Consider the following 25698-nt stretch of genomic DNA (forward strand, 5'->3'; position numbering starts at 1 on the left):
GGGGAGGATTACTTGACCAGCACGGCCATGATGTCTTCTTCGCGCATCACCAGCAATTCCTGGCCGTCGACCTTGACGGTCTGGCCCGAATACTTGCCGAACAGGACGCGGTCACCGACCTGGACTTCCAGGGCGCGCAGCTGGCCGTTGTCCTGGACCTTGCCGTTGCCGACAGCCAGGATCTCGCCCTGGTCCGGCTTTTCAGCGGCTGCATCAGGGATAATCAGGCCGGAGGCGGTTTTGGTTTCCTGGTCGAGACGCTTCACGATGACGCGATCGTGCAGTGGGCGAAGGTTCATGCAGAACTCCTTATTCAGTGGTGTGGACTAGCTGTTGTTTGCTACGCTTGCCGCCGTGCTTGCGCATGGCGGCTTGAAAGGGTTGTTAGCACTCTCAACTAACGAGTGCTAATTATAGGGACGACATCGGGGTATTTCAAGCGGCCATGTTGCAAAATAAATTGCGTGACCTTGTTTTCGGTCAAGCGCCGAGACGGTCCGACCGCTTGCAAGGGCTTCTCCAGCCAGGCACGCAGCCGGCTGACGGGCCTGTTGAACCGGAAGCAGGGGCATGCCGCACGACCGCCGGCAAGGGCAGCGCCACAGGCGTGGGCACCCGGAGGCCATGCGCGTTACCATCCCCGTTTCGGGCAGCGCCGGCCAGGCTGGACGATAGGCGGGCCCGGTATCCGGCGCGCTATCTTGTTGACTGTCAAACCTTATCAGACCTATAGTTACGAATGATTTCCGAATTCCAAGACCTATCCGACAAAATCGAGCGGCTCGCCGAGCTGGTCGTGTCGCTGCGCGCCGAGAATGCGCAACTGCGCCAGACGAACCTGGTGCTCAATGAAGTGAACATGGCGCTCGTCGAGCGTATTGTCGAGGTCCAGCACAAGGTCGAAGCCGTCATCGAGCAGTTGCCCGCGCCCGAAGCCGACGCAGACCATGATGCCGAGGCCGACGCCGACGCCGAACCCATCGAACCCGAGGCTGCCCGATGATTTATCTGGACGTAACGATCATGGGCCAGCCTTACCGCCTGGCCTGCAAGGAAGGCGAGCAGGCCACGCTGCGCGACGCGGTGCGCTACCTCGATGGCAAGATGACCGTGCTGCGCGACTCCGGCAAGGTCAAGGGCAACGACCGCATCGCCGTCATGGCCGCGCTCAGCGTGGCTGCCGAATTCCTCTCGGTGAAGTCGCCGCAAGGGCCGCTGTCGGACATGTCCATGCTCGAAGTCAAGCAAAAACTCGAGGTGATGCACAGCGTCCTGGACAAGGCCCTGGCGCCGCAAGAAAATTTATCCTGAGGGGCAAATTCGTTTGACATGCAAGTTCAAGGGAGTAAACTGCGTAGCACCCTGCGGTGTTCGAGATTGCCATATATTCCTTGAACCATTTACATGCATAGGTTGCGGGATAGTGTTTGATGGGCGTGAGCGTCGCTAGTTCGACGAACCCGAAATTGAACTGACTGTGACCACCTTGAGCCATCAGGTTCGGGATGCCGGCAAAAAACGGCACAGGCGGGGCTTAATTCCAGAAAGCGGTTGCGGGCATATGCACGCAGCCGTTTTTTTACGTCTTTTCTTTGATCGCCCATTTCAAGGAGATGCGGTACATGCGGTATTGGTTGATGAAATCCGAACCCGATGAAGTCAGTTTCGACGACGTTCTCGCCGCTTCCGGCCAGACTGTCGCCTGGTTCGGCGTGCGTAATTACCAGGCGCGCAATTTCATGCGCGATGCCATGCAAATCGGCGACGGCATCCTGTTTTATCACTCCAGTTGCGCCGTTCCCGGCGTCGCCGGGATCGCGGAAGTGGCCAGCGGCGCTTATCCCGACGCCACCCAATTCGACAGCGCCGGCAAATACTTCGATCCGAAAGCCACGCGCGCGCAACCGCGCTGGATTTCGGTCGACGTCCGTGCAAAGGAAAAGGGACGCTATTTGCCGCTGGCCGAAATGCGCACCATCGCCGCATTGGAAGACATGGTCTTGCTGCAGAAAGGCAGCCGCCTTTCCATTTCTCCGGTGACGGCGGGGCAGTGGAAGACGATCCTCGAGCGCATCCGCCGCGGCGATTGAGCGCCCGGCGCGGCGCCCGCCATGGAACGCGGCTTCGACATTCGGCGGTCCATGGTCTAGTATGCCTGTCTCATCCGTTTGATAAGCAAGGCGTACCGATGGCTCACCCGTTCCTGTATTTTCCCGCATGCCAGGCCTGCCAGGCCCGCGGCGGCGCCGGCCGCGCGCCGCATGCCCACCCGGACATGGGGGCCGCATGGACCCGCTGCTGATCCTGATGCTGCTGGCAATGGGCGCCTTCGGCGGCTTCGCGGCCGGCCTGCTCGGCATCGGCGGCGGCATGATCCTGGTCCCCTTCATTACCATGGTGCTTACCGCGCGCGGCGTACCCGAGACGCTGGTGGTGCACATGGCGATCGCCACGTCGCTTGCCACCATCATGTTTACCTCGCTGTCCTCGGTGCGCGCGCACCACCGGCATGGCGCGGTGCTCTGGCGCGTCGTGCAATTGCTGGCGCCGGGCATCGTGGCCGGCTCGATGATCGGGCCGTGGATCGGCAAGCAGATGGATGCGTCGACCCTGGCCTGGTTCTTCGGCGCCTTCGTCGCCTTCTCGGCCACGCAAATGCTGGTCAACAAGAAGCCGGCCGCGGCGCGCGACTTGCCCGGCACGGGCGGCATGTTCGCCGCGGGCGGCCTGATCGGCACCCTGGCGGGCCTGGTGGGGGCGGGCGGCGGTTTCGTCTCGGTGCCCTTCATGACCTGGTGCGGCGTGCGCATCCACCACGCGGTCGCCACCAGCGCCGCGCTCGGCTTTCCGATCGCGCTGGCCGGGACGGTGGCGAACGTGTTCTATGGCTGGGGCGAGCCGGGCTTGCCGGACTATTCGCTCGGCTTCGTCTACATGCCGGCCCTGCTGATCATCGTCGCCGCCAGCGTGGCGACGGCGCCGCTGGGGGCGCGCACCGCGCACAAGATGCCGGTGCGGCGCTTGCAGAAGGTGTTCGCGGTGATTCTCTATGCGCTGGCCGCCTACATGTTCTGGAGGGCCGCCTGAGCACACCCGAACGCGGCCCGGCCCGGGGGGCGCGCCGCAGCCCGGTCACGCGGCAGGGGGGGCGCCGGCCACCCGGCGGCCATCGCGCGAATACGCCCAGCCCAGCATGGCCAGCGCGGCGACGATCATCGGCAGCGACAGCACCTGCCCCGAGGTGATCGGCAAGCCGGCCACCGTCGTCTCCCAGTCCGGCACGCGGAAGTATTCGGTGAAGAAGCGCGCGCAACCGTACAGCAGGGTGAACATCGCGCCCACCGCCAGGCGTGGACGCGCCTTGCGCGCGAACGGCCACAGGATCAGGAACACGAGGATGCCGTCGACCAGCATCTGGTACAGCGGCGACGGATGGCGCAGGCCTTCGATAAAGATCGGCGGCGTGTGCCAGCCGTCGGCAGGCCAGAGCATGGCCCACGGCAGGTCCGGGTCGGCGATGCGGCCCGGCAGTTCGTGGTTGATGAAGTTGCCCAGGCGCCCGGCGGCGTAGCCGAGCGGTACCATCGGCGCGATGAAGTCGTACACGTCGAGCACGTTGCGCCCGGCCTTGCGCGCCCACAGCGCCATCGCCACCAGCACGCCGATGAAGCCGCCGTGGAAGGACATGCCGCCCTGCCAGACCTTGAAGATCTCCAGGGGGTTGGCGAAGAAATGGGCCGGCTGGTAGAACAGCACTTCGCCCAGGCGCCCGCCGACGACCACCCCGAGCATGCCGTAGAACAGCATGTCGTCCAGGTCCTGGTTCTTCCAGCCCTGCGCGGCGATGTGCGGCTGCCTGATGCGCACGCGTCCCAGCAGCAGGAACAGGCCGAACGCGACCACATACATCAAGCCATACCAGTGGATGTCCACCGGACCGAGCGAGAAGGCGACCGGGTTCGGATTCGGGTGTACCAGCATTATGTTTTCCTCAGTAATTCCAAAAAGCCGCGCAGCACGGGCGAGGCATTGTCGCGGCGCCAGGCCAGCCCCAGTTCGACGGGGGGCGTGGGGCCGGCCAGGGCACGGTATTCTACGCCGGGGCGCCTCAGGTTCGACACGGATTGTGGCACAAGTGCCAAGCCCATGCCGGCCGAGACGAGGCTGACGATGGTCTGCATCTGGATCGCTTCCTGGCCGATCTCGGGAGACAGGCCCGCTTCGTGGAAGCAGCTGAGGATGGCGTCGTACAGGCTGGGCGCGCTCTTGCGCGGGAAAATGATCAGCGGCAGCCGGCGCAAGGTGTTCAGATCGACCGGCTTGCCTGCGTCGGGCAGCACGCCGGCCGGCGCGCACAGCACCAGCGGCTCTTCCAGCAGCTTGGCGTAGTCGAGATGGACTTGGGCTTTTTCCGACAGCGGCGGAATGACGAGGCCGCAATCGATGCGTTCGTGCAGCAAATCGTCGACCTGGACGTCGGTCGTCGCTTCCTGCAGCACCAGCTGGACGTTCGGATAGGCCGCGCTGTAATCGCGCAGCAAGGACGGCAGCACGCTGTAGTCGGCCGGCGTGACGAACGAGAGCGCCAGGCGGCCCGCTTCGCCGGCGGCGGCGCGCCGTACCAGCGCGCCCAGGCCGGCGGCGCCTTCCAGCAGGCGCCGCGCTTCCGGCAGCAGGGCGCTGCCGGCGCCCGTCAGTTCGACCTGTCTCCGGTTGCGCAGGAAGAGCGGCGCGCCCAGCGTTTCCTCGAGCGCGGCGATGGTCTGCGACAGCGGCGGCTGGGTCATGTGCAGGCGCGCGGCGGCGCGGCCGAAGTGGAGCTCTTCGGCGACGGCGACGAAATAGCGCAGCTGGCGCAATTCAAGATTCATCGATATGTGTTTCCATTGGTTATCGGGCGTCTGATATGTTTTACGAATCACAGGCACGCACATCTTATATTTGACGTCGCCTGGCGGGCAAGGCATTCTTTCGAGACTGTTTCCAAGGAGTCCATCATGGCCGACCAGCCGCGCTACAACCGCCGATCCCGCAACGTCACCGAAGGCGTCGCCCGCAGCCCGAACCGCTCGATGTATTACGCGATGGGCTATGAAAAAGAAGATTTCACCAAGCCGATGATCGGTATCGCCAACGGCCATTCCACGATCACGCCCTGTAACTCCGGCCTGCAAAAGCTGGCCGACATCGCGATCTCGACGGTCAAGGCGAGCGGCGGCAATCCGCAGGTGTTCGGCACCCCGACCATCTCCGACGGCATGTCGATGGGCACCGAAGGCATGAAGTTCTCGCTGATCTCGCGCGAGGTCATTGCCGATTGCATCGAAACCTGCGTCAACGGCCAGTGGATGGATGGCGTCGTCGTCATCGGCGGCTGCGACAAGAACATGCCGGGCGGGATGATCGCCCTGGCCCGCGCCAACGTGCCGGGCATCTATGTCTACGGCGGCACGATCAAGCCGGGCAACTGGAAGGGCAAGGACCTGACCATCGTCTCCGCTTTCGAAGCGGTGGGCGAATTCACGGCCGGGCGCATGAGCCAGGAAGATTTCGACGGCATCGAGCGCAATGCCTGCCCGTCGTCCGGTTCCTGCGGCGGCATGTACACGGCCAACACCATGTCGTCTTCCTTCGAGGCGCTCGGCATGTCGCTGATGTATTCGTCGACGATGGCCAATCCGGACGACGAAAAGGTCGGTTCCTGCGCCGAATCGGCGCGCGTGCTGGTCGAAGCGGTCAAGCGCGATCTCAAGCCGCGCGACATCATCACCCGCAAGGCGATCGAAAACGCGGTCGCCCTGATCATGGCCACCGGCGGCTCGACCAACGCCGTGCTGCATTACCTCGCCATCGCCCACGCGGCCGAAGTCGAGTGGACGCTGGACGACTTCGAGCGCATTCGCCTGAAGGTGCCGGTGATCTGCAACCTGAAGCCTTCCGGCCAGTATGTCGCGACCGACCTGCACAAGGCCGGCGGCGTGCCGCAAGTGATGAAGCTGCTGCTCGACGCCGGCCTGATGCATGGCGACTGCATCACCATCACCGGGCGCACGCTGGCCGAAGAACTGGCCGAGGTGCCGAGCGCGCCGCCGGCCGGGCAGGACGTGATCCGGCCGCTGGACCAGGCTTTGTATGCGCAGGGCCACCTGGCGGTCCTGAAGGGCAACCTCTCGCCCGAAGGCTGCGTCGCCAAGATCACGGGCTTGAAGAACCCGGCCATCACGGGTCCGGCGCGCGTGTTCGACGACGAGTATTCGGCGATGGACGCGATCATGGCCAAGCGGATCAACCCCGGCGACGTGCTGGTGCTGCGTTACCTGGGCCCGAAGGGCGGACCGGGCATGCCGGAAATGCTGGCGCCGACCGGCGCGCTGATCGGCCAGGGCCTGGGCGAGTCGGTCGGCTTGATCACCGACGGGCGCTTCTCGGGCGGCACCTGGGGCATGGTGGTCGGGCACGTGTCGCCGGAAGCCTTCGAAGGCGGCACCATCGCGCTGGTCAACGAGGGCGATTCGGTGACGATCGATGCGAACGCGCTCTTGATCCAGCTGAACGTGCCGGATGAGGAAATCGCGCGCCGCCGCGCGGCCTGGACGCGTCCGAAGCCGCGCTATACGCGTGGGGTGCTGGCGAAGTTCGCGGCCTTGACCTCGAGTGCGAGCAAGGGCGCCGTGACGGGCTGAACGGTTTTCCGGCCCGGCCGATGCGTCGGTGGAGCTCCTGGCTCGCCGGCCGCGCCTGGCCGGCCGCACCTATTTGCGCTTCTCGAACGAACCTTTTACCCGCGCCTGGCGCCGCTTTGCGTCCTCGTCATGCGCCTTTTTCTTGTCCCAGCCGAGCAACTTTTCCACATACTCGAACCAGACGAAGGCAAACACCATCAGCCCGACGATCCACCACCAGGACAGGGCGGCAAACTTCCAGACTTCGAAAAAGCGCAGCACCAGCAGCGCGGCAATCAACAGGATCAGGGGCATGGGGGTCTCCAGAATGGAGGCCATCTTACAAAGATTTTAGTGCTCTGTGGCAAAATATGGCGTCAGCGTGGAAACCATGCAACCTCAAAACGTAAGCGAGGTTACAGAGTGTGACCTTGAGCATTCACTGTACGGAAACGAGGTAGAATGAACGCATTACTTTTGGAGAGTCAGATGAAACGGTCTTTGATCTTGTGCGGTGTGTTGTCGGCCCTGGCATCCTCGAGCGCGTTCGCGCAGGCCGACCTGGCGAAAGCCAAGAATTGCATGGCTTGCCATGCGGTGAGTACCAAGCTGGTCGGTCCTGCGTACAAGGACGTGGCGGCGAAGTACGCCGGTCAAAAGGGCGCGGAAGACAAGCTGGTCGCGAAAATCCTCAAGGGCGGCTCGGGCGCCTGGGGGCCGGTGCCGATGCCGGCCAACCCGCAGGTGAGCGAAGAGGAAGCGCGCAGCCTTGCCAAGTGGGTGCTGGCGACCAAGTAGCCGCCGCTCGGCAGCCTGCCTTGGCCGCAGGCCCATGAATGAAGCGCGCCGGCCTCAGCCAGGCGCGCTTTTTTTTGCCGCTCCGTTTCCAGGGAACGCAGGGAACGGCGCCGCGCCACTGCCGGGCGCGCGGCCCGGCCGGCGCGATCAGCGGATCACGTCGATCTTGCTGCGCTTGCCGCCCTTGAAAGTGTACAGGGTCAGTGCGCCGTTGTTGATGTCGCCCGAGGCGTCGAAGGCGATCTGACCGGTCACGCCGCGGTAATTGATCTTCTTGAGTTCAGGCAGGTATTTTGCCGGCTCGGCCGACTTGGCCGCCTGCATCGCCGCCGCCATCACCATCACCGCGTCGTAGACATAGGGCGAATACAGCTGCACCTCGGTGCCGGTCTTTTGCTTGAAGCGGGCGCGGAAGTCGGCGAGCGCCTTTTCCTGCTCGGCGCCGGTCACGCCGCCCGCTTCGGCGCAGATGACCTTGCCTTCGCCGACCGCATCGCCCGCCAGGCGGCCGAGCGCCTCGGTGCAGATGCCGTCGCCGCCCATGAAGCGCGCCTCGATGCCGAGCGCCTTCATTTGCTTGAGCATCGGGCCGCCCACCGAATCCATGCCGCCGAAGAAGACCAGGTCCGGCTTCTTGGCGCGGATCGAGGTCAGGATCGCCGTGTAGTCGGTGGCGGTGGCGCTGGTGAATTCCTTGCCGACGATTTTCACGCCGGGCCCCTTGGCACCCTTCGCGAATTCGGTGGCCACGCCCTGGCCGTAGGTGGTGCGGTCGTCGATGATGGCGATGTTCTTGGCCTTGAGCGTGTCCACCGCATACTTGCCGAGCGTGCCGCCGAGCTTGGCGTCATTCGCGACGACGCGAAACGCCCCCGGGAAGCGCTGCTTGGTGTACTGGGTGGCGGTGGTGGCCGGCGAGATTTGCGGGATGCCCGCGTCGTTGTAGATCTTCGAGGCCGGCACGCTGGTGCCCGAATTGAGGTGGCCGATGACGCCCTTGACCTTGGCGTCGACCAGTTTTTGCGCCACGGCCGTGCCTTGCTTCGGATCGGAACCGTCGTCCTCGGCCACCAGCTGCAGCGTGACCTTCTTGCCGTCGATGGTGAAGCCTTTCGCGTTGAGCTCGTCGATCGCCATGCGGGCGCCGTTTTCGTTGTCCTTGCCAAGGTGCGAGTTCGGGCCGGAGACCGGGCCGACGTGGCCGATCTTGACGACCTGCTGGGCGCTGGCGCCGCCGGCAACGAGCATCGCGAGGGCAAGGGGAATGAGCTTGATGGTCATACGTTCTCCAGGTAGTGGGATGACGAGCGCTCCGATTCTCGGCCGGCTAGCGCCTCATGCAATTTATGCAGAGCAAAGGTACAACAATTCAGAAGGTTCGCAAAGCGGTATTGCGCGGGGCCGTCACGGCAGGCGCGTGCACGGAGGGCGTGCACGATGCGGGGGGCAGGGAAGGGGATGGGCACCCGATCCGGGTAGCATGTCAGGTGGATGGTTCATGCCCACCAGGCAGTGTCGTCGAAGGCTGTGCGCAGCCGCCCGGCACGGCATGGGTAACGTCGGCCGCTGCAAGACCGGTGCGTCGACAGCGCGCGGGCGCCGGACCTACGGTTTTTGACCGAATTCGATGGCGGCCACCTGCTGGGCGACGATCTGTTCCACGGCCTGGCGCAGGCCGATGTGGATCTGGTCGCCGGCCGAGGCCAGCGCATTGCGCACGACGGCATCGAGCTGGGGTTGCAGCTGGGCGACGACGCGCTCGGCGATGCGGCGTTCGAGCGCGTTCCAGTCCGGTTCGGCAGGGGCGGCCTGGGCCGGCGCGTCATCCGGTGTTTCGGCCGGCGCCAGCGCCTCGCCCGGCGCCAGCGCGACCGGCGAGTCCGCCTGGGGCGGCGGCGCCGGCTCCAGCACGACTTCCGTCAATACGGGGATGCTGCTATCGAAGACTGGATTCTGGCTCATGATTGTCCTGCGACGAAGTGGGTCAGCGGATAGGATTGCTTCTTGTAGGCGACGTAGCGCTGGCGCCCGGCAGCGGCGTCCGCCTCGTCCGTCGAGATGATCTCGAACACGCGCGCGAACTGGGCAAAGGTGCTCGGCGTGCGGCGCGTGAGGTTGACCAGCATCTCGTGGTGCGGCAGCCCGGCTTCTTCGCTGGCGGTGATGATGATCGGCGTTTGCGGCGCCAGTGGATCGTCGGCCATCACGTGCGGCAGGAAGTCGATGTTCGAGAGCGTCCAGAGCGCCTCGTCCAGGGCCGCGGCCTGCGCGGCGTCCTCGGCCAGCAGGACGAGCTTGGCCTTCGACGCGTAGGCCTTGCGTGCCAGGCGGCAGGCATAGGCGAGCTTGTCGGGGATATTGGTATGGAAGTCGATCCGGGTCATGGATCAGATTGTAAACCGGTCCGATGGCGGGCGCTTGGTTTGCATCGCTGCGCCCGGGCGAACTTTCCGCCAGGGCGCAGGTCATCCACATTACTTAAATTACGCGTTCATCCCGTTATGACGCAGCAAGGCGTCGATCGACGGCTCCCGCCCGCGGAAGGCCTTGAACGATTCCAGCGCCGGACGCGAGCCGCCCACGGCCAGGATCTCGCGCTGGAAGCGCCTTCCGGTCTCGGCCGACAGTTCGCCGCCGCCGGCCTCGATCGCTTCCTCGAAGGCCGCGTACGCGTCCGCCGACAGCACCTCGGCCCATTTGTAGCTGTAGTAGCCGGCCGCGTAGCCGCCGGCAAAGATGTGGCCGAAGGAATGCTGGAAGCGGTTGAAGGACGGCGGAATCATGACCGAGAACTTCGAACGCACTTCATCGATCAACTGCTGGACCGATTGCTGGCTGCCCGGATCGAAGTCGTAGTGCAGGTGCATGTCGATCAAGGAAAACTCGACCTGGCGCAGCGTCTGCAGGCCGGACTGGAAATTCTTCGCCGCCAGCATCTTGTCGTAGAGCGCGCGCGGCAGCGCTTCGCCCGTCTTCACGTGAGCGGTCATGCCTTGCAGGACGTCCCACTCCCAGCAGAAGTTTTCCATGAACTGGGACGGCAGCTCGACCGCATCCCATTCGACGCCGGAAATGCCCGAGACCGACAGTTCCTCGACTTCGGTCAGCATGTGGTGCAGGCCGTGGCCGAATTCGTGGAACAGGGTCGTCACTTCGTCGTGCGTGAACAGCGAGGGCTGCGTCTTGCCGTCGACCAGCGCCGGCGGCGTGAAGTTGCAGGTGAGGTAGGCCACCGGCGTCTGCACGATGCCGCCGGTCGTCATGCGGCGTCCGCGCGCATCGTCCATCCACGCGCCCTGGCCCTTGCCGGCGCGCGCGTACAGGTCGAAATAGAACTGGCCGATGAGCTGGCCGTCGCGCTCGATGCGGTAGAAGCGCACGTCCGGATGCCAGACCGGGGCCGTGTCCGGACGAATCCGGACCGAGAACAGCGATTCCACGACCTTGAACAGGCCGTCGATGACCTTCGGTTCCGGGAAGTATTCCTTTACTTCCTGGGCCGAGAAGGCGTAGCGCCGCTCGCGCAGTTTTTCCGAAGCGTAGGACACGTCCCAGGCCTGCAGGTCGTCGATGCCGAGTTCGTCCCTGGCAAAGGCGCGCAGCTCGGCCAGGTCCTTCTCGGCGAACGGGCGGGCACGGCGCGCCAGGTCTTCCAGGAAGCCGATCACGTGTTCCGGGCTCTCGGCCATCTTCGGCACCAGCGACACTTCGGCGAAGTTGCGGTAGTCGAGCAGCTTGGCTTCCTCGTCGCGCAGCTTCAGGAGCTGGGCGATGTTGGTCGTGTTGTCCCATTTCTCCAGTTCGCTGAAGACGGCGCCCATGTCCGACGCTTTCGTCGCGCTGGCGCGGTAGATCGTCTCGCGCAGCGCGCGGTTGTCGGCAAATTGCAGGACCGGGAAATAGGATGGGAAATGCAGCGTGAACTGGAAGCCGGTCTTGCCCGCGGCCTCGGCGGCGGCGCGCGCGGCGGCCTTGGCGTCGTCCGGAATGCCGGCGAGTTCGGCTTCGTCCTCGACCAGCAGCTTGTAGTCGTTGGTCGCGTCGAGCACGTTTTCCGAAAAGCGCGTCGATATGGCCGCGTGCTGCTCCTGGATGGCGGCGAAACGTTCCTTCTTCGCGGCCGGGAGTTCGGCGCCGCCGAGCCGGAAGTCGCGCAGGGCGTTCTCGACGATGCGCTTGCGCGCCGGGCTCAGGTTGACGTAGTCCGGGTTGGCGCGCATCGCCTTGTACTTGTCGAACAATACTTCGTTCTGGCCGAGGATGGTCCAGAACTCGGTCACCTTCGGCTGGTTCTCGTTGTAGGTGGCGCGCAATGCCGGGGTGTCGGCCACGTGGTTCAGGTGGTTGACGATGCCCCAGGCACGGCCGAGGCGTTCGGTCGCTTCTTCGAGCGGCACGACGAAATTGTCCCAGGTCACCGAGTTGGTCGGTGCCTCGAGCGCGGCGACGACCCGCGTCGCCTCTGCAATCAATTGCTCGATGGCCGGGGTGACATGTTCCGGCCGGATCAGGTCGAAGCGCGGCAGTCCTGAAAAGTCGAGGAGGGGATTGCTGGTGTCAATGCTCATCATATTCCTTCCTGAGTTCATGCGATGCCGCCGGCCGGGACCATCCCGGCCGGCGGGGCGAGCCGTTCCTGGTGCTTGCCGAGCGCGCGTTCCGCGGACTCGACGGTGTTCATCAACAGCATCGTGATCGTCATCGGACCGACGCCGCCCGGCACCGGGGTGATGTGCGAGGCGACCTCGCGCACGCCGGCGAAGTCGACGTCGCCGCACAGTTTGCCGGCGTCGTCGCGGTTCATGCCGACGTCGATCACGATCGCGCCGGGTTTGACCATGTCGGCGGTCAGCGTGTTGCGGCGGCCGACGGCGGCCACGACCACGTCGGCCTGGCGCGTATGGACGCCCAGATCCGGCGTCGCGCTATGGCATATGGTCACGGTGGCATTGGCTTGCAAGAGCAGCAGCGCCATCGGTTTGCCGACCGTGTTCGAGCGGCCGATCACGACCGCATGCTTGCCGCGCAGGTCGGTGCCGGTCGATTCGATCAGCTTCATGCAGCCGTAGGGCGTGCAGGGACGGAAACCTGGCAGGTTGGCGACCAGTTCCCCGGCCGACAGCACCGAATAGCCGTCCACGTCCTTGGCCGTCGCGATGGCCTCGATCACCTTGCTCGGGCTGATGTGGCGCGGCAAGGGCATCTGCACCAGGATGCCGTGGATGGCCGGGTCCTCGTTCAGGGCGGCGATGCGCGCGAGCAGCGCCGCCTCGCTCAGGTCGGACTCGTATTTTTCCAGCACCGAATGGAAGCCCACGTCGCCGCAGGCCTTGACCTTGTTGCGCACATAGACCTGGCTGGCCGGGTCTTCGCCGACCAGGATCACGGCCAGGCCGGGCTGCTGGCCGGCCGCGGCCAGGGTCGCGGCGCGCGTGCCGATCTCGGCGCGCAGTTGTTGGGAAAGTCGGACTCCGTCGATCAGTTGGGCAGGCATGGTGTGGGCTCATCACTGGACAAAGATGAAATTATACGGCGCGCGGGTATCGCGCGCCGCGCTCCGTGGTTCGTTGTCATATTTACAGAGTTGGTAGTGATGAGAGCGCTACAGGGTGCGTAGCCCCGGCGCGGCCCGGTTTTGACCCGTTATTCCGCAATATGAAATGATATATCGTAATTTGAAAAAGAGTAAATGCACTGGTAAAATCGTGCTGCTCGAACCAGATTGGATTTTCATTACCATCCGCCGCCGGCGATCGGGAAGATCGACGTGGGCCACCAAAACCAAGGAGACGCACCAATGTCAGCTCAACTCGATCAGTTGACGGCCCAGGCCGCCAGCGACCCCGATTCGCTCGAAACCAAGGAATGGCTCGACGCGCTCGAAGCGGTCATCGAAAACGAAGGTACCGAACGCGCGCATTACCTGATGGAGCGCCTGGTCGACCTGGCGCGCCGGCGCGGTGCCCACATCCCGTTCTCCAGCAACACCGCCTATGTCAACACGATTCCGGCCCACCTGAACGTGAACTGCCCGGGCAACCTCGAATATGAAGAGCGCCTGCGTTCCTGGATGCGCTGGAACGCGATGGCGATGGTGGTCAAGGCCAACCGCGCCGACGGCGACCTGGGCGGCCACATCTCGTCCTTCGCCTCGCTGGCGAACATGCTCGGCATCGGCTTCAACCACTTCTGGCACGCCCCGAACGAGACCCACGGCGGCGACCTGCTCTACATCCAGGGCCACAGCTCGCCGGGCATCTACGCGCGCGCCTACCTGGAAGGGCGCATCAGCGAAGAGCAGATGCTCAACTTCCGCCGCGAAGTCGACGGCAAGGGCCTGTCGTCGTATCCGCACCCGAAACTGATGCCGGACTTCTGGCAGTTCCCGACCGTCTCGATGGGCCTGGGCCCGCTGATGGCGATCTACCAGGCGCGCTTCCTGAAGTACCTGCACGCGCGCGGCATCGCCGACACCGCCAACCGCAAGGTCTGGGTCTTCTGCGGCGACGGCGAGATGGACGAACCGGAATCGATGGGCGCGATCGGCATGGCCGCGCGCGAGCAGCTCGACAACCTGGTCATGGTCGTCAACTGCAACCTGCAGCGCCTGGACGGCCCGGTGCGCGGCAACGGCAAGATCATCCAGGAACTGGAAGCGGACTTCCGCGGCGCCGGCTGGAACGTCGTCAAGGTCATCTGGGGCTCGCAGTGGGACGCCCTGCTGTCGAAGGACAAGGACGGCATCCTGCAGCGCGTGATGATGGAAACCGTCGACGGCGAATACCAGAACTACAAGGCGAAAGACGGCGCCTACGTGCGCAAGCATTTCTTCGGCAAGCATCCCGAACTGCTCAAGATGGTCGCCAACATGAGCGACGACGACATCTGGCGCCTGACCCGCGGCGGCCACGATCCGCACAAGATCTATGCGGCGTTCAAGAACGCGCAAGAGAACAAGGGCACGCCGACCGTGCTGCTGGTGAAGACCGTCAAGGGCTTCGGCATGGGCAAGTCGGGCGAGGCGCGCAATACCGCGCACCAGACCAAGAAGCTCGACGACGATGCGATCCGCGAAATGCGCGACCGCTTCAATATTCCCATTCCCGACGACAAGCTGGCCGAGATCCCGTTCTACAAGCCGTCCGACGATGCGCCGGAAATGAAATACCTGCACGAGCGCCGCCATGCCCTCGGCGGCTACCTGCCGCAGCGCCGCCAGAAGGCCGACGAAGCCCTGGTCGTGCCGCCGCTGTCCTCGTTCAAGGCCGTGCTGGAACCGACCGCGGCCGGCCGCGAAATCTCGTCGACGCAATCCTATGTCCGCGTGATCACGAGCCTGCTGAAAGACCAGAGCCTGGGCCAGCGCATCGTGCCGATCCTGGTCGACGAATCGCGTACCTTCGGCATGGAAGGCCTGTTCCGCCAGATCGGCATCTTCAACCAGCAGGGCCAGTTGTACGAGCCGGTCGACAAGGACCAGGTCATGTACTACCGCGAGGACAAGGCCGGCCAGATCCTGCAGGAGGGCATCAACGAAGCGGGCGGCATGAGTTCCTGGATCGCCGCGGCGACCTCGTACTCGTCGAACAACCGCACGATGATCCCGTTCTACACCTTCTACTCGATGTTCGGCATGCAGCGCGTGGGCGACCTGGTCTGGCTGGCCGGCGACATCCGTGCGCGCGGCTTCCTGATGGGCGGCACGGCGGGACGCACGACCCTGAACGGCGAAGGCTTGCAGCACGAAGACGGCCACAGCCACATCATCGCGGCCACGGTGCCGAACTGCCTGCCGTACGATCCGACTTTCGGGCACGAGGTGGCGGTGATCATTCATGACGGCCTGCGCCGCATGGTGGAACAGCAGGAAGACGTGTTCTACTACATCACCATCATGAACGAGAACTACGAGCAGCCGGGCCTGACGCCGGGCACGGAAGAGGGCATCCTGAAGGGCATGTACCTCTTGCAGCCCGGCGGCGACGCGCAGCACCGCGTGCAGCTGATCGGCTGCGGCACCATCCTGCGCGAGTCGATCTTCGCCGCCGAGCTGCTCAAGAACGACTGGGGCGTCGCCGCCGATGTCTGGTCGGCGCCGTCGCTGACGCTGCTGGCGCGCGACGGCCAGGATTGCGAGCGCTGGAACATGGTCAATCCGGATGCGCAGCAGCGCGTGCCGTACGTGACCTCGCTGCTGCAGGTGACGAGCGGCCCGATCATCGCCACGACCGACTACATGCGCCTGTTCGCCGAACAGATCCGTGCCTACATGCCGAAGGAACGCACCTATAAAGTGCTCGGCACCGACGGTTTCGGGCGCTCCGACAGCCGCGTCAAGCTGCGCGAGTTCTTCGAGGTGAACCGCTACTACATCACGGTCGCCGCCCTGCGTTCGCTGGCCGACGAAGGCAAGATCGCGATGTCGGTCGTGTCCCAGGCGATCGCCAAGTACGGCATCGATCCGAGCAAGCCGAACCCTGTGACCCAGTAAACGCTCGTGACGCGCGCCCCTTCCCGGCGGGCGCGCGTCAGTGCAGCCATACAAAAAATAACGGAGCTAACACTATGAGCATTGTGGAAGTCAAAGTCCCGGACATCGGCGACTTCAAGGAAGTCGAAGTCATCGAACTGATGGTCAAGCCGGGCGACACGATCAGGGTCGACCAGTCGCTCGTGACGGTCGAATCGGACAAGGCCAGCATGGAGATCCCGTCCAGCCATGCGGGCGTGGTCAAGGAAATCAAGATCAAGGTCGGCGACAAGGTCGCCGAAGGTTCGCTCGTGCTGCTGCTCGAGGAAGCCGCCGGCGACGCCGCCGCGCCCGCGCCTGCTACGCCTGCACCTGCGCCTGCTGCGCCTGCGCCCGCCGCCCCGGCGCCCGCCGCCCCGGCGCCTGCCGCCGCGCCGGCACCTGCGCAGGCACCGGCACCTGCGCCGGCGCCGGCCCCTGCACCGGCCCCTGCACCTGCCGCGGCCCCTGCCGCGGCGCCTGGCGGCGATGCCGCCAAGGCCCACGCATCGCCATCGATCCGCAAGTTCGCGCGCGAGCTCGGCGTCGACCTGTCGCGCGTGCCGGGCACCGGTCCGAAGAACCGCATCACGCAAATCGACGTGCAGAACTTCGTCAAGGGCGTGATGGCCGCGCCCGCGGCCGCCGCCGCGCCGGCGAAAGGCGGCTCCGGCGTCGGCCTCGACCTGCTGCCATGGCCGTCGCTCGACTTCTCGAAGTTCGGTCCGACCGAATTGCTGCCGCTGTCGCGCATCAAGAAGATCAGCGGTCCGAACCTGCACCGCAACTGGGTCATGATCCCGCACGTGACGACCTTCGACGAAGCCGACGTCACCGACCTGGAGCAGTTCCGCGTCGATTCGAACGCCGCCCTGGCCAAGCAGAAGTCGGCGGTGAAGCTGACCATGCTCGCCTTCGTCATCAAGGCCAGCGTCGCCGCGCTCAAGAAATTCCCGCAATTTAACGCCTCGCTCAGCGAAGACGGCGCCAGCCTGATCCTCAAGCAGTACTACAACATCGGTTTCGCGGCCGACACTCCGAACGGCCTGGTGGTGCCGGTGGTCAAGGATGCGGACAAGAAGGCGGTGTCGCAGATCGCCACCGAGATGGGCGAACTGTCGAGCCAGGCGCGCGAGGGCAAACTGAGCCCGGCGAACATGCAGGGCGCGACGTTTACCATTTCCTCGCTCGGCGGCATCGGCGGCACGGCCTTCACGCCGATCATCAATGCGCCGGAACTGGCGATCCTCGGCCTGTCGAAGTCGGCCATGAAGCCGGTCTGGGACGGCGCCGCCTTCCAGCCGCGCCTGATGCTGCCGCTGTCGCTGTCCTACGACCACCGCGTGATCGATGGCGCCGGTGCCGCCCGCTTCGCCGCCTACCTGGCCGAAGTGCTGGCCGACCTGCGCAAGACCCTTCTGTAAGGAGCGCCGAGAATGAGCACTGTCGAAGTAAAAGTCCCGAACATCGGCGATTTCAAGGACGTCGAAATCATCGAACTGATGGTCAAGCCCGGCGACACGATCAAGGTCGACCAGTCGCTGGTCACCGTGGAGTCGGACAAGGCCTCGATGGAGATTCCATCGACCCATGCCGGCGTGGTGCAGGAACTGAAGGTCAAGGTCGGCGACAAGGTGAACGAAGGTTCGCTGCTGTTGCTGGTCGAGGAGGGGGCGGGCGCCGGGGCGCCGGCCGCCGCCGCTCCCGTTGCCGCGCCGGCCGCCCCGGCTGCCGCGCCGGCAGCGGCCGCCATGCCGGCCGATTCGTACGCGCCGGCCCACAAGCTCGACGCCGCCGCGCCTGGCGCGGCGCCGGCGGCCGGCGCCGGCAGCTACGACGGCCAGGTCGACGTCGAATGCGAGATGATGGTGCTGGGCGCCGGTCCCGGCGGCTATTCGGCCGCCTTCCGTTCGGCCGACCTCGGCATGAACACGGTGCTGGTCGAGAAGTACGCGACCCTGGGCGGGGTCTGCCTGAACGTGGGCTGCATCCCGTCGAAGGCGCTGCTGCACGTGGCCGCCGTCATCGACGAGACCAGCCACATGGCCGACCATGGCGTGGCCTTCGCCGCACCGAGCATCGATATCGACAAGCTGCGCGCCTACAAGGACGGCGTCATCAAGAAGATGACCGGCGGCCTGGCCGGCATGTCGAAGGCCAGGAAAGTCACCGTGGTGCAGGGCGTGGGCCAGTTCCTCAGCCCGAACCACATCGAAGTGACCGGTCCCGACGGCGCCAGGAAGGTCGTGCAGTTCGCCAAGGCGATCATCGCCGCCGGCTCGTCCGTCGTGAAGCTGCCCTTCGTGCCGGAAGACCCGCGCATCGTCGACTCGACCGGCGCCCTCGAACTGCGCCAGGTGCCGAAGAAGATGCTGGTCATCGGCGGCGGCATCATCGGCCTCGAGATGGCGACCGTCTATTCGACCCTGGGCGCCCGCATCGACGTCGTCGAAATGATGGATGGCCTGATGCAGGGCGCGGACCGCGACGCGGTCAAGGTCTGGCAGAAGTACAACGAGAAGCGTTTCGACAAGATCATGTTGAAGACCCGGACCGTCGGCGTGGAAGCGCTCCCCGAAGGCATCAAGGTCAGCTTCGAGTCGGCCGAGGCGGGCGTGGCCGCGCCGGAACCGCAGCTGTACGACATGGTGCTGGTGGCCGTCGGCCGCAGCCCGAACGGCAGGAAAATCGCGGCCGAGAAGGCCGGCGTGACGGTGACCGAGCGCGGCTTCATCGGCGTGGACGGCCAGATGCGCACCAACGTGCCGCACATCTTCGCCATCGGCGACCTGGTCGGCCAGCCGATGCTGGCGCACAAGGCGGTGCACGAAGCGCACGTCGCGGCCGAAGCGGCGCACGGCGAGAAGGCGTTCTTCGACGCGAAGGTCATTCCATCGGTGGCCTATACCGATCCGGAAGTGGCATGGGCCGGCATCACCGAAGACGAAGCCAGGCAACAGGGTGTCAAGGTCGAGAAGGGCCACTTCCCGTGGGCCGCGTCGGGGCGCGCCGTCGCCAACGGCCGCGAGGAGGGCTTCACCAAGCTGCTGTTCGACGCCGAGACCGGGCGCATCATCGGCGGCGCGATCGTCGGCACGCATGCCGGCGACATGATCGGCGAGATCGCGCTGGCGATCGAGATGGGCGCCGACGGCGTCGACATCGGCAAGACGATCCACCCGCACCCGACGCTGGGCGAGTCGATCGGCATGGCGGCCGAAGTGTACAAGGGCGTCTGTACCGACCTGCCGCCGGCGCGCAAGCGCTGAGCCGCCGCGGGCGCGGCGAATCCGGGCCGGGACCGCGCGTCCCGGCTTTTTTTCGTGTCCAGCGAACGTGAATTTCTGCGCGGAACACCCGTCACGATTTCATGCGTGCCGCCCTCCAGTCGCGCTATCATGGCCATGCGGACGGGCGAGCCGAGGCTGCGCCCAACGCAGCGGATGCGTGTCACAGGAGAATGACATGGAAGAGCACGGCAACGAATTTGTCGGGACGCTGTTCGTCCTGCCCGCATCGCGGGCCTTCGAGCTCAATACGACGCTCCACGGCCTGCCGGTTACGCTGACCGGCACCGTGGCCCAGCATCTGGCGGCGCAGTTCGCCGGCGGCGACGCGGCGGGCGACCACATCGATCCGCGCCAGCTGAGCCTGCAGCCGCGCCGCGTCGAGATCCTCACGCGCGATATCCACGAGCGGCACCGCGCGCCACGCAAGGTGCATTTCCTGGTGCGGGTGATCGATGGCGGCGTGCATCCGGCGCCGCAGGAAACTTCGGTAACGGCCTGAGCCGGCCGGCTCCTCAGCGCAGGCGGACGGTGGCCGTTGCCGGCGGCGCGCCGATCTCGATCGCCGCATCGTCGAAGCCCGGCGGCCCGAACCTGCCGCGCGCGTCGCGGCTGAAGCCGTAGGGTTCCTTCGGAATGCCGAGGATGTTGGTGTCGAGTTCGCCGTTGCCGTTCTCGTCCTGGTAGGCGACCACGGCCCAGGTGCCCGCGGGCACGTCCTTGAGGCTGACCAGCGTTTCGCCGGCCTGGGCGGGAACCGAGGCGTTGTGGGCGCACTGTTTCAGGAAACGTGCCTTGTCGCACACGGCAACGCTGATCTTGCCCTTGGCGGTGCTGCCTGCAACGCGCACCTCGACCGTGGCGGCGCTGGCGGCGCAGGTGGCACTCAAGGCCAGCAGCAGGGCGGCGCCGGAAGGCAGGGTGGAGCGGAACGGCTGGTGCATCGAAATTCTCCTCGTGGGATTGTCGGGGCAAGGACGGGACAGGCGCCCGCCGCCATCGGCGCGCGCAGGTACGGTATGGTAGGCTGTGACTCCGATTTCTCCCTGTCCTCTTGCTGCATTTCATGTTGCTCAATACGCTCATCGTCGTCGCCACCATCGTCTTCACCGAAGCGTTTTCCATCGTGGCGCACAAGTACATCATGCATGGCTTCGGCTGGGGCTGGCACCGCTCGCACCATGAGCCCCGCCGCGGCTGGTTCGAGAAGAACGATTTGTACGCCGTCGTCTTCGCCGGCCTGGCCATCGCCCTGATCTGGTCCGGCACCCACGGCGCCTGGCCGCTGCAATGGATCGGCGTCGGCATGACGGCCTACGGCATGCTCTATTTCATCGCCCATGACGGGCTGGTGCACCGGCGCTGGCCCTTCAAGTACACGCCGCGCGGCGGCTATGCCAAGCGCCTGTACCAGGCTCACCGCATGCACCATGCGGTCGAGGGCAAGGACGGCGCGGTCTCGTTCGGGTTCCTGTATGCGCCTTCGGTCGGTACCCTCAAGCGCCAGTTGCAGGCACTGCATGGGGGTGCGCCGCAGCGTCGGCGCCGGGACGCTGCCACAGACCCGCAGGACGCGCCGTAGCAGGCCGCAGGCGCGACAGCAGCGCCTGCACGCCGCCCTTGGCCAGCAGCTTGAGCTTGGCCGCGCCCGAGGTGCCGACCCGCTCGTCCCAGGCGCGCGCGCCGCGCGCCTTCACCTCGATCCCGATCTGGCGGTACACGTTGCGCGCGGTGGCGATCGCCCAGGCCGAGCGCAGGGGCAGGGCCTGGAGGCCGGCCATCGACGAATCGTAATAGGGCTCGGCATGATCGACCAGGCGCGCGGCGACCCGCGCCAGCGCGGCGCGGTGGCGCGCCAGTGCCAGCTCGTGCGGCGGGATGCCTGCCTCGCGCAGCCATTGCGCCGGCAGGTAGCAGCGCCCGATCCCGGCGTCGTCGACGATGTCGCGCGCGATGTTGGTCAGCTGGAAGGCCAGTCCCAGGTCGCAGGCGCGGTCGAGCACGCGCGGATCCCTGGCGCCCATGATCGTGGCCATCATCAGGCCGACCACGCCGGCCACGTGGTAGCAGTAGCGCAGCGTGTCCTCGATCGTCTCGTAGCGCGTCTCCATGACGTCCATCCCGAAGCCGGCCAGGTGGTCGAATGCATGGCGCGGCGCGATCGCATGGCGCAGCGCGACTTCCTGGAAGGCGGCAAAGGCCGGGTCGATCATCGCGTCGCCCGCGTAGGCGCGCCGCGTCTGTTCGTAGAGCCGGGCCAGTTCGCCCTGCGGATCGTGGCTGGCGGCGGCCACGCCGTGGCCCAGTTCCTGGCCGTCGACGACGTCGTCGCAGTGGCGGCACCAGGCATACAGCATCAGCACGCTGCGCCGGGTGGGCGCGTCGAACAGCCTGGCGGCGGCGGCAAAGCTCTTCGAGCCGACCTTGATCGTCTCGGTCGCGTGCGCGAGCAGGGAGCCGTCCGGATGCGCGCTCATGCGCTCACCTGTCCCAGCATCAGGCCGGCCGTCGCCTTGGCCGAGCCGATCACGCCCGGCACGCCGGCGCCCGGGTGGGTGCCGGCGCCGACCAGGTACAGGTTGGCCAGGTCCTGGTCGCGGTTGTGCGGCCGGAACCAGGCGCTTTGCGTCAGCACCGGTTCGAGCGAGAAGGCAGAGCCGACGTGGGCGTTGAGCTGGTCGCGGAAATCGAAGGGCGTGAAGATGCGGCTGGTGACGAGCTGGCTGCGCAGGCCCGGCATGTAGCGCTCTTCCAGGTAGGCGAAAATCTTGTCGCGGTAGAGCGGGCCGACCACGTCCCAGTCGATGTCGGCATTGCCCAGGTGCGGCACCGGCGCCAGCACGTAATGGCTGCCGCAGCCCGGCGGCGCCAGCGACGCATCGGTGACGCAGGGGGCGTGCAGGTAGAGCGAGAAATCCTCGGCCAGCGCGTTGCCGTTGAAGATCTCGTCGATCAGGCCGCGGTAGCGCGGGCCGAAGCAGACCGTGTGGTGCTGCAGCTGGCTGTGGTGGTGGTCCAGGCCGAAGTAGATGACGAACAGCGAATTGCTGAAGCGCTTCTTTTGCAGCCTGGCTGCTTCGGCCGTGCCGCGCGGATGCCCGTTCAGCAGCGCGGCGTAGGTGTGGACCACGTCGGCGTTCGAAGCGACCGCATCGGCCGGGAAGAAACGGCCGTCCTGCAGGCGCACGCCGCTGGCGCGCGCACCCTCGGTTTCGATCCGGGCCACCGCCGCGTCCAGTTCGATGCGCCCGCCGATATCCTGGAACAGGCGCACCAGGCCATTGACCAGCGCCCCGGTGCCGCCGCGCGGGAACCAGACGCCCCAGCGCCGCTCGAGCGCGTGGATCAGCGTGTAGATCGAGGAAGTCGCGAACGGATTGCCGCCGACCAGCAGCGAGTGGAAGGAAAAGGCCTGGCGCAGGTGCTCGTCCTGCACGAACTTCGCCACCATGCTGTAGACGCTGCGCCAGGCCTGCAGCCGGGCCAGTTTCGGACCGGCCGCGATCATGTCGCGAAAGGTCAGGAAAGGCACGGTGCCGAGCTTGATATAGCCTTCCTCGAACACGGCTTTCGAGTAGGTCAGGAAGCGCCGGTAGCCGGCCACGTCGGCCGGGTTGATCGCGTGGATCTGGCGGTCGAGCGCTTCCTGGTCGTTGGCGTAATCGAAATGGGTGCCGTCTTCCCAGCACAGGCGGTAGAAGGGCGTCACCGGCAGCATGTCGATGTAATCCTCGATGCGCTTGCCCGCCACCGTGAACAGCTCTTCGATGCAGGAGGGATCGGTGATCACGGTCGGGCCGGCGTCGAAGACGAAACCCTGGTCTTCGTAGACGTAGGCGCGGCCGCCCGGCTTGTCGCGTTTTTCCAGCAGCGTGGTCCGGGTGCCGCCGGCCTGCAGGCGGATGGCCAGCGCCAGCCCGCCGAAGCCGGCGCCCACGACCACTGCGGTGTTAGCTTGTTTCATTCTGGTTTCCTGATCTGACTGGGGTGAAACATGCGTGCGGCGCACATCGCCGCGTGCACGGGTACGGGAGGTTTGCCGCTGAGGATGCGCGCCTTGTCGCCCAGGCGCAGGCGCCCGGCATAGAAGCGCTCGATCAGCGGGGCGGGCAAGCGGTAGAAGCGCGCCATGACGCGCCAGCGGTTATCCGGGCTGCCGGCCAGGAACAGCATGCGGTTGAGCAGGCGGAAGAAGCCCTGGCTCTTCCAGGCGTCCCGTGCTTCGCGCCGGATCGCGTCGAACACGGCCGGCGCCGAGAAGTCGGCCAGGTTCGCGATGCGCTCGGCCAGGCGCACCGCGTGCGGCAGCGAGTAGCCGGTCGTCGGGTGGAACAGGCCGGCGCGCAGGCCGGACGCGGGCTGGCCGTCGAGGTCGTCCCAGAAGCGTTCGAAGTCCCCGGCCAGCACGATCGGCAGCGAGCCGTGTTCTTCGCGCAGGACCTCGGCGATTTCCCAGCCGCGCGCCCCCGCATAGGCGGCCACGTTGGCGCGCAGGCGGTCCGGCTCCCAGGCGCCGCTGTCGACGTAATGGGTGTCCTCGATCAGGATGCGGTCCGGCCCGAAAGGCAGCAGGTAGACGAAGCGGTAGCCGCCTTGCTGTTCCACGCTGGCGTCCATGATGACCGGCGCACTCAGGCCATGTGGGACGGTCAGTCTCACTTCCTGGCCGAGGAAGGTCTGGTAGCCGAGCGCCAGGCGGGGGCTTGGCTGGGCGCCGCGGCCGTCGATCACGGCGCCGGCTTCCAGCAGCTCGCCGCCGGCGAGGCGCACCGTGGTCGGGGTGACGCTGTCGGCGCGGGCGCCGGCGCGCAGCGAAGTGCCGAGCGCGCCGCCGATCACGCGGGCGAAGTCGTCCGAGCCGATGCTGGCGTAGCCGCTCTCGAGCGTGCGCGCGTGGCCGGGAAAGACGACCTCGTAGCGCGGCCAGCGGGTGCCGACCAGGGGGGCGATCCAGGCATGCTGCGATTCGTCGAGGTCGCCGTCGTGGAAGGACCAGGTGTGGTTGCCGCCCATGGCGTCGCCGGCTTCGAGCAGCAGGACCTTCAGGTCGGGCCGCTGGCTGCGCAGGCGCCAGGCGATCAGGCCGTTGGCCAGGCCGGCGCCGACCAGGATCAGGTCGTAGCCATCGACGCCGGGCTTATCCACGCTGCACCCGGCCGGCGGCGACGGGGCCGAGCGCCCGCTCGACGATGTCGGCCGCGCGCGTGCTGCCGCCGGCGTTGCGGACCTGCTCGGCCAGCGGCGCGCAGCGCTGCGCGAAACCCGGCTCGTCGAGCAGGCGGCGCAGCTGGCGCGCCAGCGCGCCGGCGCCGGTGAAGCGCGGCGAGGCCGACAGGCCCACGCCCGCATGGCGGATGCGCGCGGCCACGCCCGGCTGGTCGAAGGCGATCGGCAGCGCCAGGATCGGCGTGTGCGCGGCGACGGCGTCCATGACCGTATTCAGGCCGGCGTGCGAGACGACGGCGTCGGCGCGCGCCAGTGCCGCTTCCTGGGGCGCGAAGGCGCAGACCCAGGTGGCGCCATGGCTCTCCAGCGCGCGTGCCTGGCGCGCGTCGAGGCCGCCGCAATGGGCGACCAGCAGCTGGGCGTCGAGCCGGCGGCATGCCTTGGCGATGCGCTTGAAAAGGTCGAAGCGGTGGCCCTGCAGCGTACCGAGCGAGGCGAAGACGAAGGGGCGGCCGGGCGCGATGGCGGGCAGCGCCTCGATCCGCGCCGGCGCCTTGTGCGTGGCGCAGCGCAGCGGGCCGACATGGTGGAAGCCGTCCGGCAGGCGCGCGCGCGGGAAATCGAAGGCCGCCACGGTCTGGCTGACCTGGGCCAGCGGAGACAGGCATTCGTGCAGGGCGCCGCGAACGGGAATGCCGAGGCGGCGCGTCTCGGCCTCGATGGCGCGCCGGTGCGGCGTCATCATCCAGTCGTAGACGCGGGTGCTGCCGTCGACCATGTGCAGTGCGCGTTCGCTGTCGCCCCAGTCGAAAGGCATGACCGGCAGCGGCACGCCGGCCTCGCGGTTGACCGGCAGCGCGCAGGCGACCGAGACGAAGGGCAGGCCGAGTGCCTCGGCCACCAGGGCGCCGGCCGCTTCCATCTGGTCGGCCAGCACGGCGTCGATGCCCAGCTGCGCGAAAGCGCCGGGCAATTCGCGGCACAGCATGCCGGTGCCGGCGGCCATGTCGAGGATCACGCGGCGCAGGCCGAGCGGGCTGCCGGGGTTGGCCGCGCGCCGCAGCGACTGCGCCATCGAACCCGGCGGGTGGCTGGCGGCGCCGACCGCGTGAAAGCCGAGCCGGGCGTCGCCCATGTAGGCGGCCGCGTCCGGGCGCTGCAGGAAAGTGACGCGGTGGCCGCGCTCGACCAGCGCCAGTGCCAGCGCCGACAGGGCGCTGACATGGCTGTAGAACGCGGGAGCGACCACGCCGAAATGCGCCATGCGCTGTCCTCG

At 66.4% G+C, this 25698-nt stretch carries 24 protein-coding genes, 1 other RNA gene and 1 pseudogene; 12 read left to right on the forward strand and 14 right to left on the reverse strand.

Translation table 11 applies throughout. The features are described 5' to 3' along the window. Positions 1 to 8: 8 nt before the first annotated feature. Positions 9 to 299, reverse strand: a complete 291-nt coding sequence (gene groES / locus ACFPOU_RS10485) for a co-chaperone GroES (RefSeq protein ID WP_379720400.1) — start codon at positions 297 to 299, stop codon at positions 9 to 11. Between the two features lie 440 nt (positions 300 to 739). Between groES and ACFPOU_RS10490 the strand changes: the two genes are divergently transcribed. The 5 genes from ACFPOU_RS10490 (at position 740) to ACFPOU_RS10510 (ending at position 3087) form a co-directional block, all read left to right on the forward strand. Beyond that, positions 740 to 1003, forward strand: a complete 264-nt coding sequence (locus ACFPOU_RS10490) for a hypothetical protein (RefSeq protein ID WP_379720403.1) — start codon at positions 740 to 742, stop codon at positions 1001 to 1003. Further along, positions 1000 to 1311, forward strand: coding sequence for a cell division protein ZapA (locus tag ACFPOU_RS10495; RefSeq protein ID WP_379720406.1), 312 nt, complete (start codon positions 1000 to 1002; stop codon positions 1309 to 1311). Before ACFPOU_RS10490 ends, ACFPOU_RS10495 begins: the two co-directional genes overlap by 4 nt. 45 nt (positions 1312 to 1356) lie before the next feature. Beyond that, positions 1357 to 1538: non-coding RNA, 6S RNA (gene ssrS / locus ACFPOU_RS10500), on the forward strand. Between the two features lie 84 nt (positions 1539 to 1622). Then, the gene (locus tag ACFPOU_RS10505) at positions 1623 to 2090 is read left to right on the forward strand and encodes an EVE domain-containing protein (protein WP_379720409.1); all 468 of its coding nucleotides are present in this window, start codon (positions 1623 to 1625) and stop codon (positions 2088 to 2090) included. 196 nt (positions 2091 to 2286) lie between these two features. After that, the gene (locus tag ACFPOU_RS10510) at positions 2287 to 3087 is read left to right on the forward strand and encodes a sulfite exporter TauE/SafE family protein (protein ID WP_379720412.1); all 801 of its coding nucleotides are present in this window, start codon (positions 2287 to 2289) and stop codon (positions 3085 to 3087) included. 45 nt (positions 3088 to 3132) lie between these two features. Here ACFPOU_RS10510 and lgt read toward each other — a convergent pair whose 3' ends face one another. Both lgt and ACFPOU_RS10520 read right to left on the reverse strand, forming a co-directional pair. Continuing rightward, entirely contained in the window at positions 3133 to 3981 is an 849-nt protein-coding gene (lgt, locus tag ACFPOU_RS10515; protein ID WP_379720415.1) for a prolipoprotein diacylglyceryl transferase, read from the reverse strand. Further along, the gene (locus ACFPOU_RS10520; RefSeq protein ID WP_379720418.1) at positions 3981 to 4871 is read right to left on the reverse strand and encodes a LysR family transcriptional regulator; all 891 of its coding nucleotides are present in this window, start codon (positions 4869 to 4871) and stop codon (positions 3981 to 3983) included. The genes lgt and ACFPOU_RS10520 overlap by 1 nt, the downstream gene beginning before the upstream one ends. Positions 4872 to 4997: 126 nt before the next feature. Between ACFPOU_RS10520 and ilvD the strand changes: the two genes are divergently transcribed. Then, positions 4998 to 6683: a dihydroxy-acid dehydratase gene (gene ilvD / locus ACFPOU_RS10525; RefSeq protein WP_379720421.1), complete on the forward strand. Its 1686-nt coding sequence runs from the start codon at positions 4998 to 5000 to the stop codon at positions 6681 to 6683. Between the two features lie 69 nt (positions 6684 to 6752). On the opposite strand, the gene ACFPOU_RS10530 is transcribed toward ilvD, so the two are convergent. Next, positions 6753 to 6977, reverse strand: a complete 225-nt coding sequence (locus ACFPOU_RS10530) for a TIGR04438 family Trp-rich protein (RefSeq protein WP_379720424.1) — start codon at positions 6975 to 6977, stop codon at positions 6753 to 6755. Positions 6978 to 7151: 174 nt separating this feature from the next. On the opposite strand from ACFPOU_RS10530, the gene ACFPOU_RS10535 reads away from it, so the two are divergent. After that, positions 7152 to 7460: a c-type cytochrome gene (locus ACFPOU_RS10535; protein WP_379720427.1), complete on the forward strand. Its 309-nt coding sequence runs from the start codon at positions 7152 to 7154 to the stop codon at positions 7458 to 7460. A 147-nt stretch (positions 7461 to 7607) separates the two neighbouring features. On the opposite strand, the gene ACFPOU_RS10540 is transcribed toward ACFPOU_RS10535, so the two are convergent. The 5 genes from ACFPOU_RS10540 to folD all read right to left on the reverse strand — a co-directional run bounded on the left by ACFPOU_RS10540 (position 7608) and on the right by folD (position 12954). Continuing rightward, entirely contained in the window at positions 7608 to 8741 is a 1134-nt protein-coding gene (locus ACFPOU_RS10540) for a branched-chain amino acid ABC transporter substrate-binding protein (RefSeq protein ID WP_379720430.1), read from the reverse strand. A 324-nt stretch (positions 8742 to 9065) separates the two neighbouring features. Continuing rightward, entirely contained in the window at positions 9066 to 9422 is a 357-nt protein-coding gene (locus ACFPOU_RS10545; protein WP_379720434.1) for a hypothetical protein, read from the reverse strand. After that, a complete protein-coding gene (locus ACFPOU_RS10550; RefSeq protein ID WP_379720437.1) occupies positions 9419 to 9844 on the reverse strand; it encodes a DNA polymerase III subunit chi in 426 nt (141 codons plus the stop codon). Before ACFPOU_RS10550 ends, ACFPOU_RS10545 begins: the two co-directional genes overlap by 4 nt. 99 nt (positions 9845 to 9943) lie before the next feature. Then, positions 9944 to 12028, reverse strand: coding sequence for a M3 family metallopeptidase (locus ACFPOU_RS10555; RefSeq protein ID WP_379720527.1), 2085 nt, complete (start codon positions 12026 to 12028; stop codon positions 9944 to 9946). 17 nt (positions 12029 to 12045) lie between these two features. Further along, complete coding sequence (gene folD, locus ACFPOU_RS10560; RefSeq protein ID WP_379720440.1) at positions 12046 to 12954, reverse strand: bifunctional methylenetetrahydrofolate dehydrogenase/methenyltetrahydrofolate cyclohydrolase FolD; 909 nt, start codon at positions 12952 to 12954, stop codon at positions 12046 to 12048. A 303-nt stretch (positions 12955 to 13257) separates the two neighbouring features. On the opposite strand from folD, the gene aceE reads away from it, so the two are divergent. The 4 genes and pseudogenes from aceE (at position 13258) to ACFPOU_RS10580 (ending at position 19758) form a co-directional block, all read left to right on the forward strand. After that, positions 13258 to 15951 carry a pyruvate dehydrogenase (acetyl-transferring), homodimeric type gene (gene aceE / locus ACFPOU_RS10565; RefSeq protein WP_379720443.1) on the forward strand — a complete coding sequence of 898 codons (2694 nt, stop codon included), beginning with the start codon at positions 13258 to 13260 and terminating at the stop codon, positions 15949 to 15951. After that, positions 15942 to 17393 (forward strand): annotated as a pseudogene (gene aceF / locus ACFPOU_RS10570) (dihydrolipoyllysine-residue acetyltransferase); the annotation flags it as partial. The gene aceE and the pseudogene aceF, both read left to right, overlap by 10 nt. 12 nt (positions 17394 to 17405) lie before the next feature. Beyond that, entirely contained in the window at positions 17406 to 19238 is a 1833-nt protein-coding gene (lpdA, locus tag ACFPOU_RS10575) for a dihydrolipoyl dehydrogenase (protein ID WP_379720446.1), read from the forward strand. A 196-nt stretch (positions 19239 to 19434) separates the two neighbouring features. Continuing rightward, complete coding sequence (locus ACFPOU_RS10580) at positions 19435 to 19758, forward strand: hypothetical protein (protein WP_379720449.1); 324 nt, start codon at positions 19435 to 19437, stop codon at positions 19756 to 19758. Positions 19759 to 19771: 13 nt separating this feature from the next. On the opposite strand, the gene ACFPOU_RS10585 is transcribed toward ACFPOU_RS10580, so the two are convergent. Beyond that, the gene (locus tag ACFPOU_RS10585; RefSeq protein ID WP_379720452.1) at positions 19772 to 20200 is read right to left on the reverse strand and encodes a DUF2141 domain-containing protein; all 429 of its coding nucleotides are present in this window, start codon (positions 20198 to 20200) and stop codon (positions 19772 to 19774) included. 122 nt (positions 20201 to 20322) lie between these two features. Between ACFPOU_RS10585 and ACFPOU_RS10590 the strand changes: the two genes are divergently transcribed. Next, on the forward strand, positions 20323 to 20838 hold the full coding sequence (locus ACFPOU_RS10590; protein ID WP_379720455.1) for a sterol desaturase family protein: 516 nt from the start codon (positions 20323 to 20325) through the stop codon (positions 20836 to 20838). Here the strand turns inward: ACFPOU_RS10590 and crtB are convergent. Genes crtB through ACFPOU_RS10610 form a run of 4 tightly spaced genes read right to left on the reverse strand, consistent with a single transcriptional unit; the run spans position 20753 to position 25686 of the window. Further along, on the reverse strand, positions 20753 to 21733 hold the full coding sequence (crtB, locus tag ACFPOU_RS10595; protein WP_379720458.1) for a 15-cis-phytoene synthase CrtB: 981 nt from the start codon (positions 21731 to 21733) through the stop codon (positions 20753 to 20755). The two genes, ACFPOU_RS10590 and crtB, sit on opposite strands and share 86 nt — an antisense overlap. Next, positions 21730 to 23220, reverse strand: a complete 1491-nt coding sequence (locus ACFPOU_RS10600; RefSeq protein WP_379720461.1) for a phytoene desaturase — start codon at positions 23218 to 23220, stop codon at positions 21730 to 21732. The genes crtB and ACFPOU_RS10600 overlap by 4 nt, the downstream gene beginning before the upstream one ends. Beyond that, positions 23217 to 24401, reverse strand: a complete 1185-nt coding sequence (gene crtY, locus ACFPOU_RS10605; RefSeq protein WP_379720464.1) for a lycopene beta-cyclase CrtY — start codon at positions 24399 to 24401, stop codon at positions 23217 to 23219. The genes ACFPOU_RS10600 and crtY overlap by 4 nt, the downstream gene beginning before the upstream one ends. After that, positions 24394 to 25686 (reverse strand): glycosyltransferase, encoded by a 1293-nt coding sequence (locus ACFPOU_RS10610; RefSeq protein ID WP_379720467.1) that lies wholly within the window; start codon positions 25684 to 25686, stop codon positions 24394 to 24396. The genes crtY and ACFPOU_RS10610 overlap by 8 nt, the downstream gene beginning before the upstream one ends. Positions 25687 to 25698: the final 12 nt, after the last annotated feature.

Origin of the sequence: Massilia jejuensis (genome assembly GCF_042656795.1) — a bacterium.
GTDB classification, from domain to species: domain Bacteria; phylum Pseudomonadota; class Gammaproteobacteria; order Burkholderiales; family Burkholderiaceae_D; genus Telluria; species Telluria jejuensis.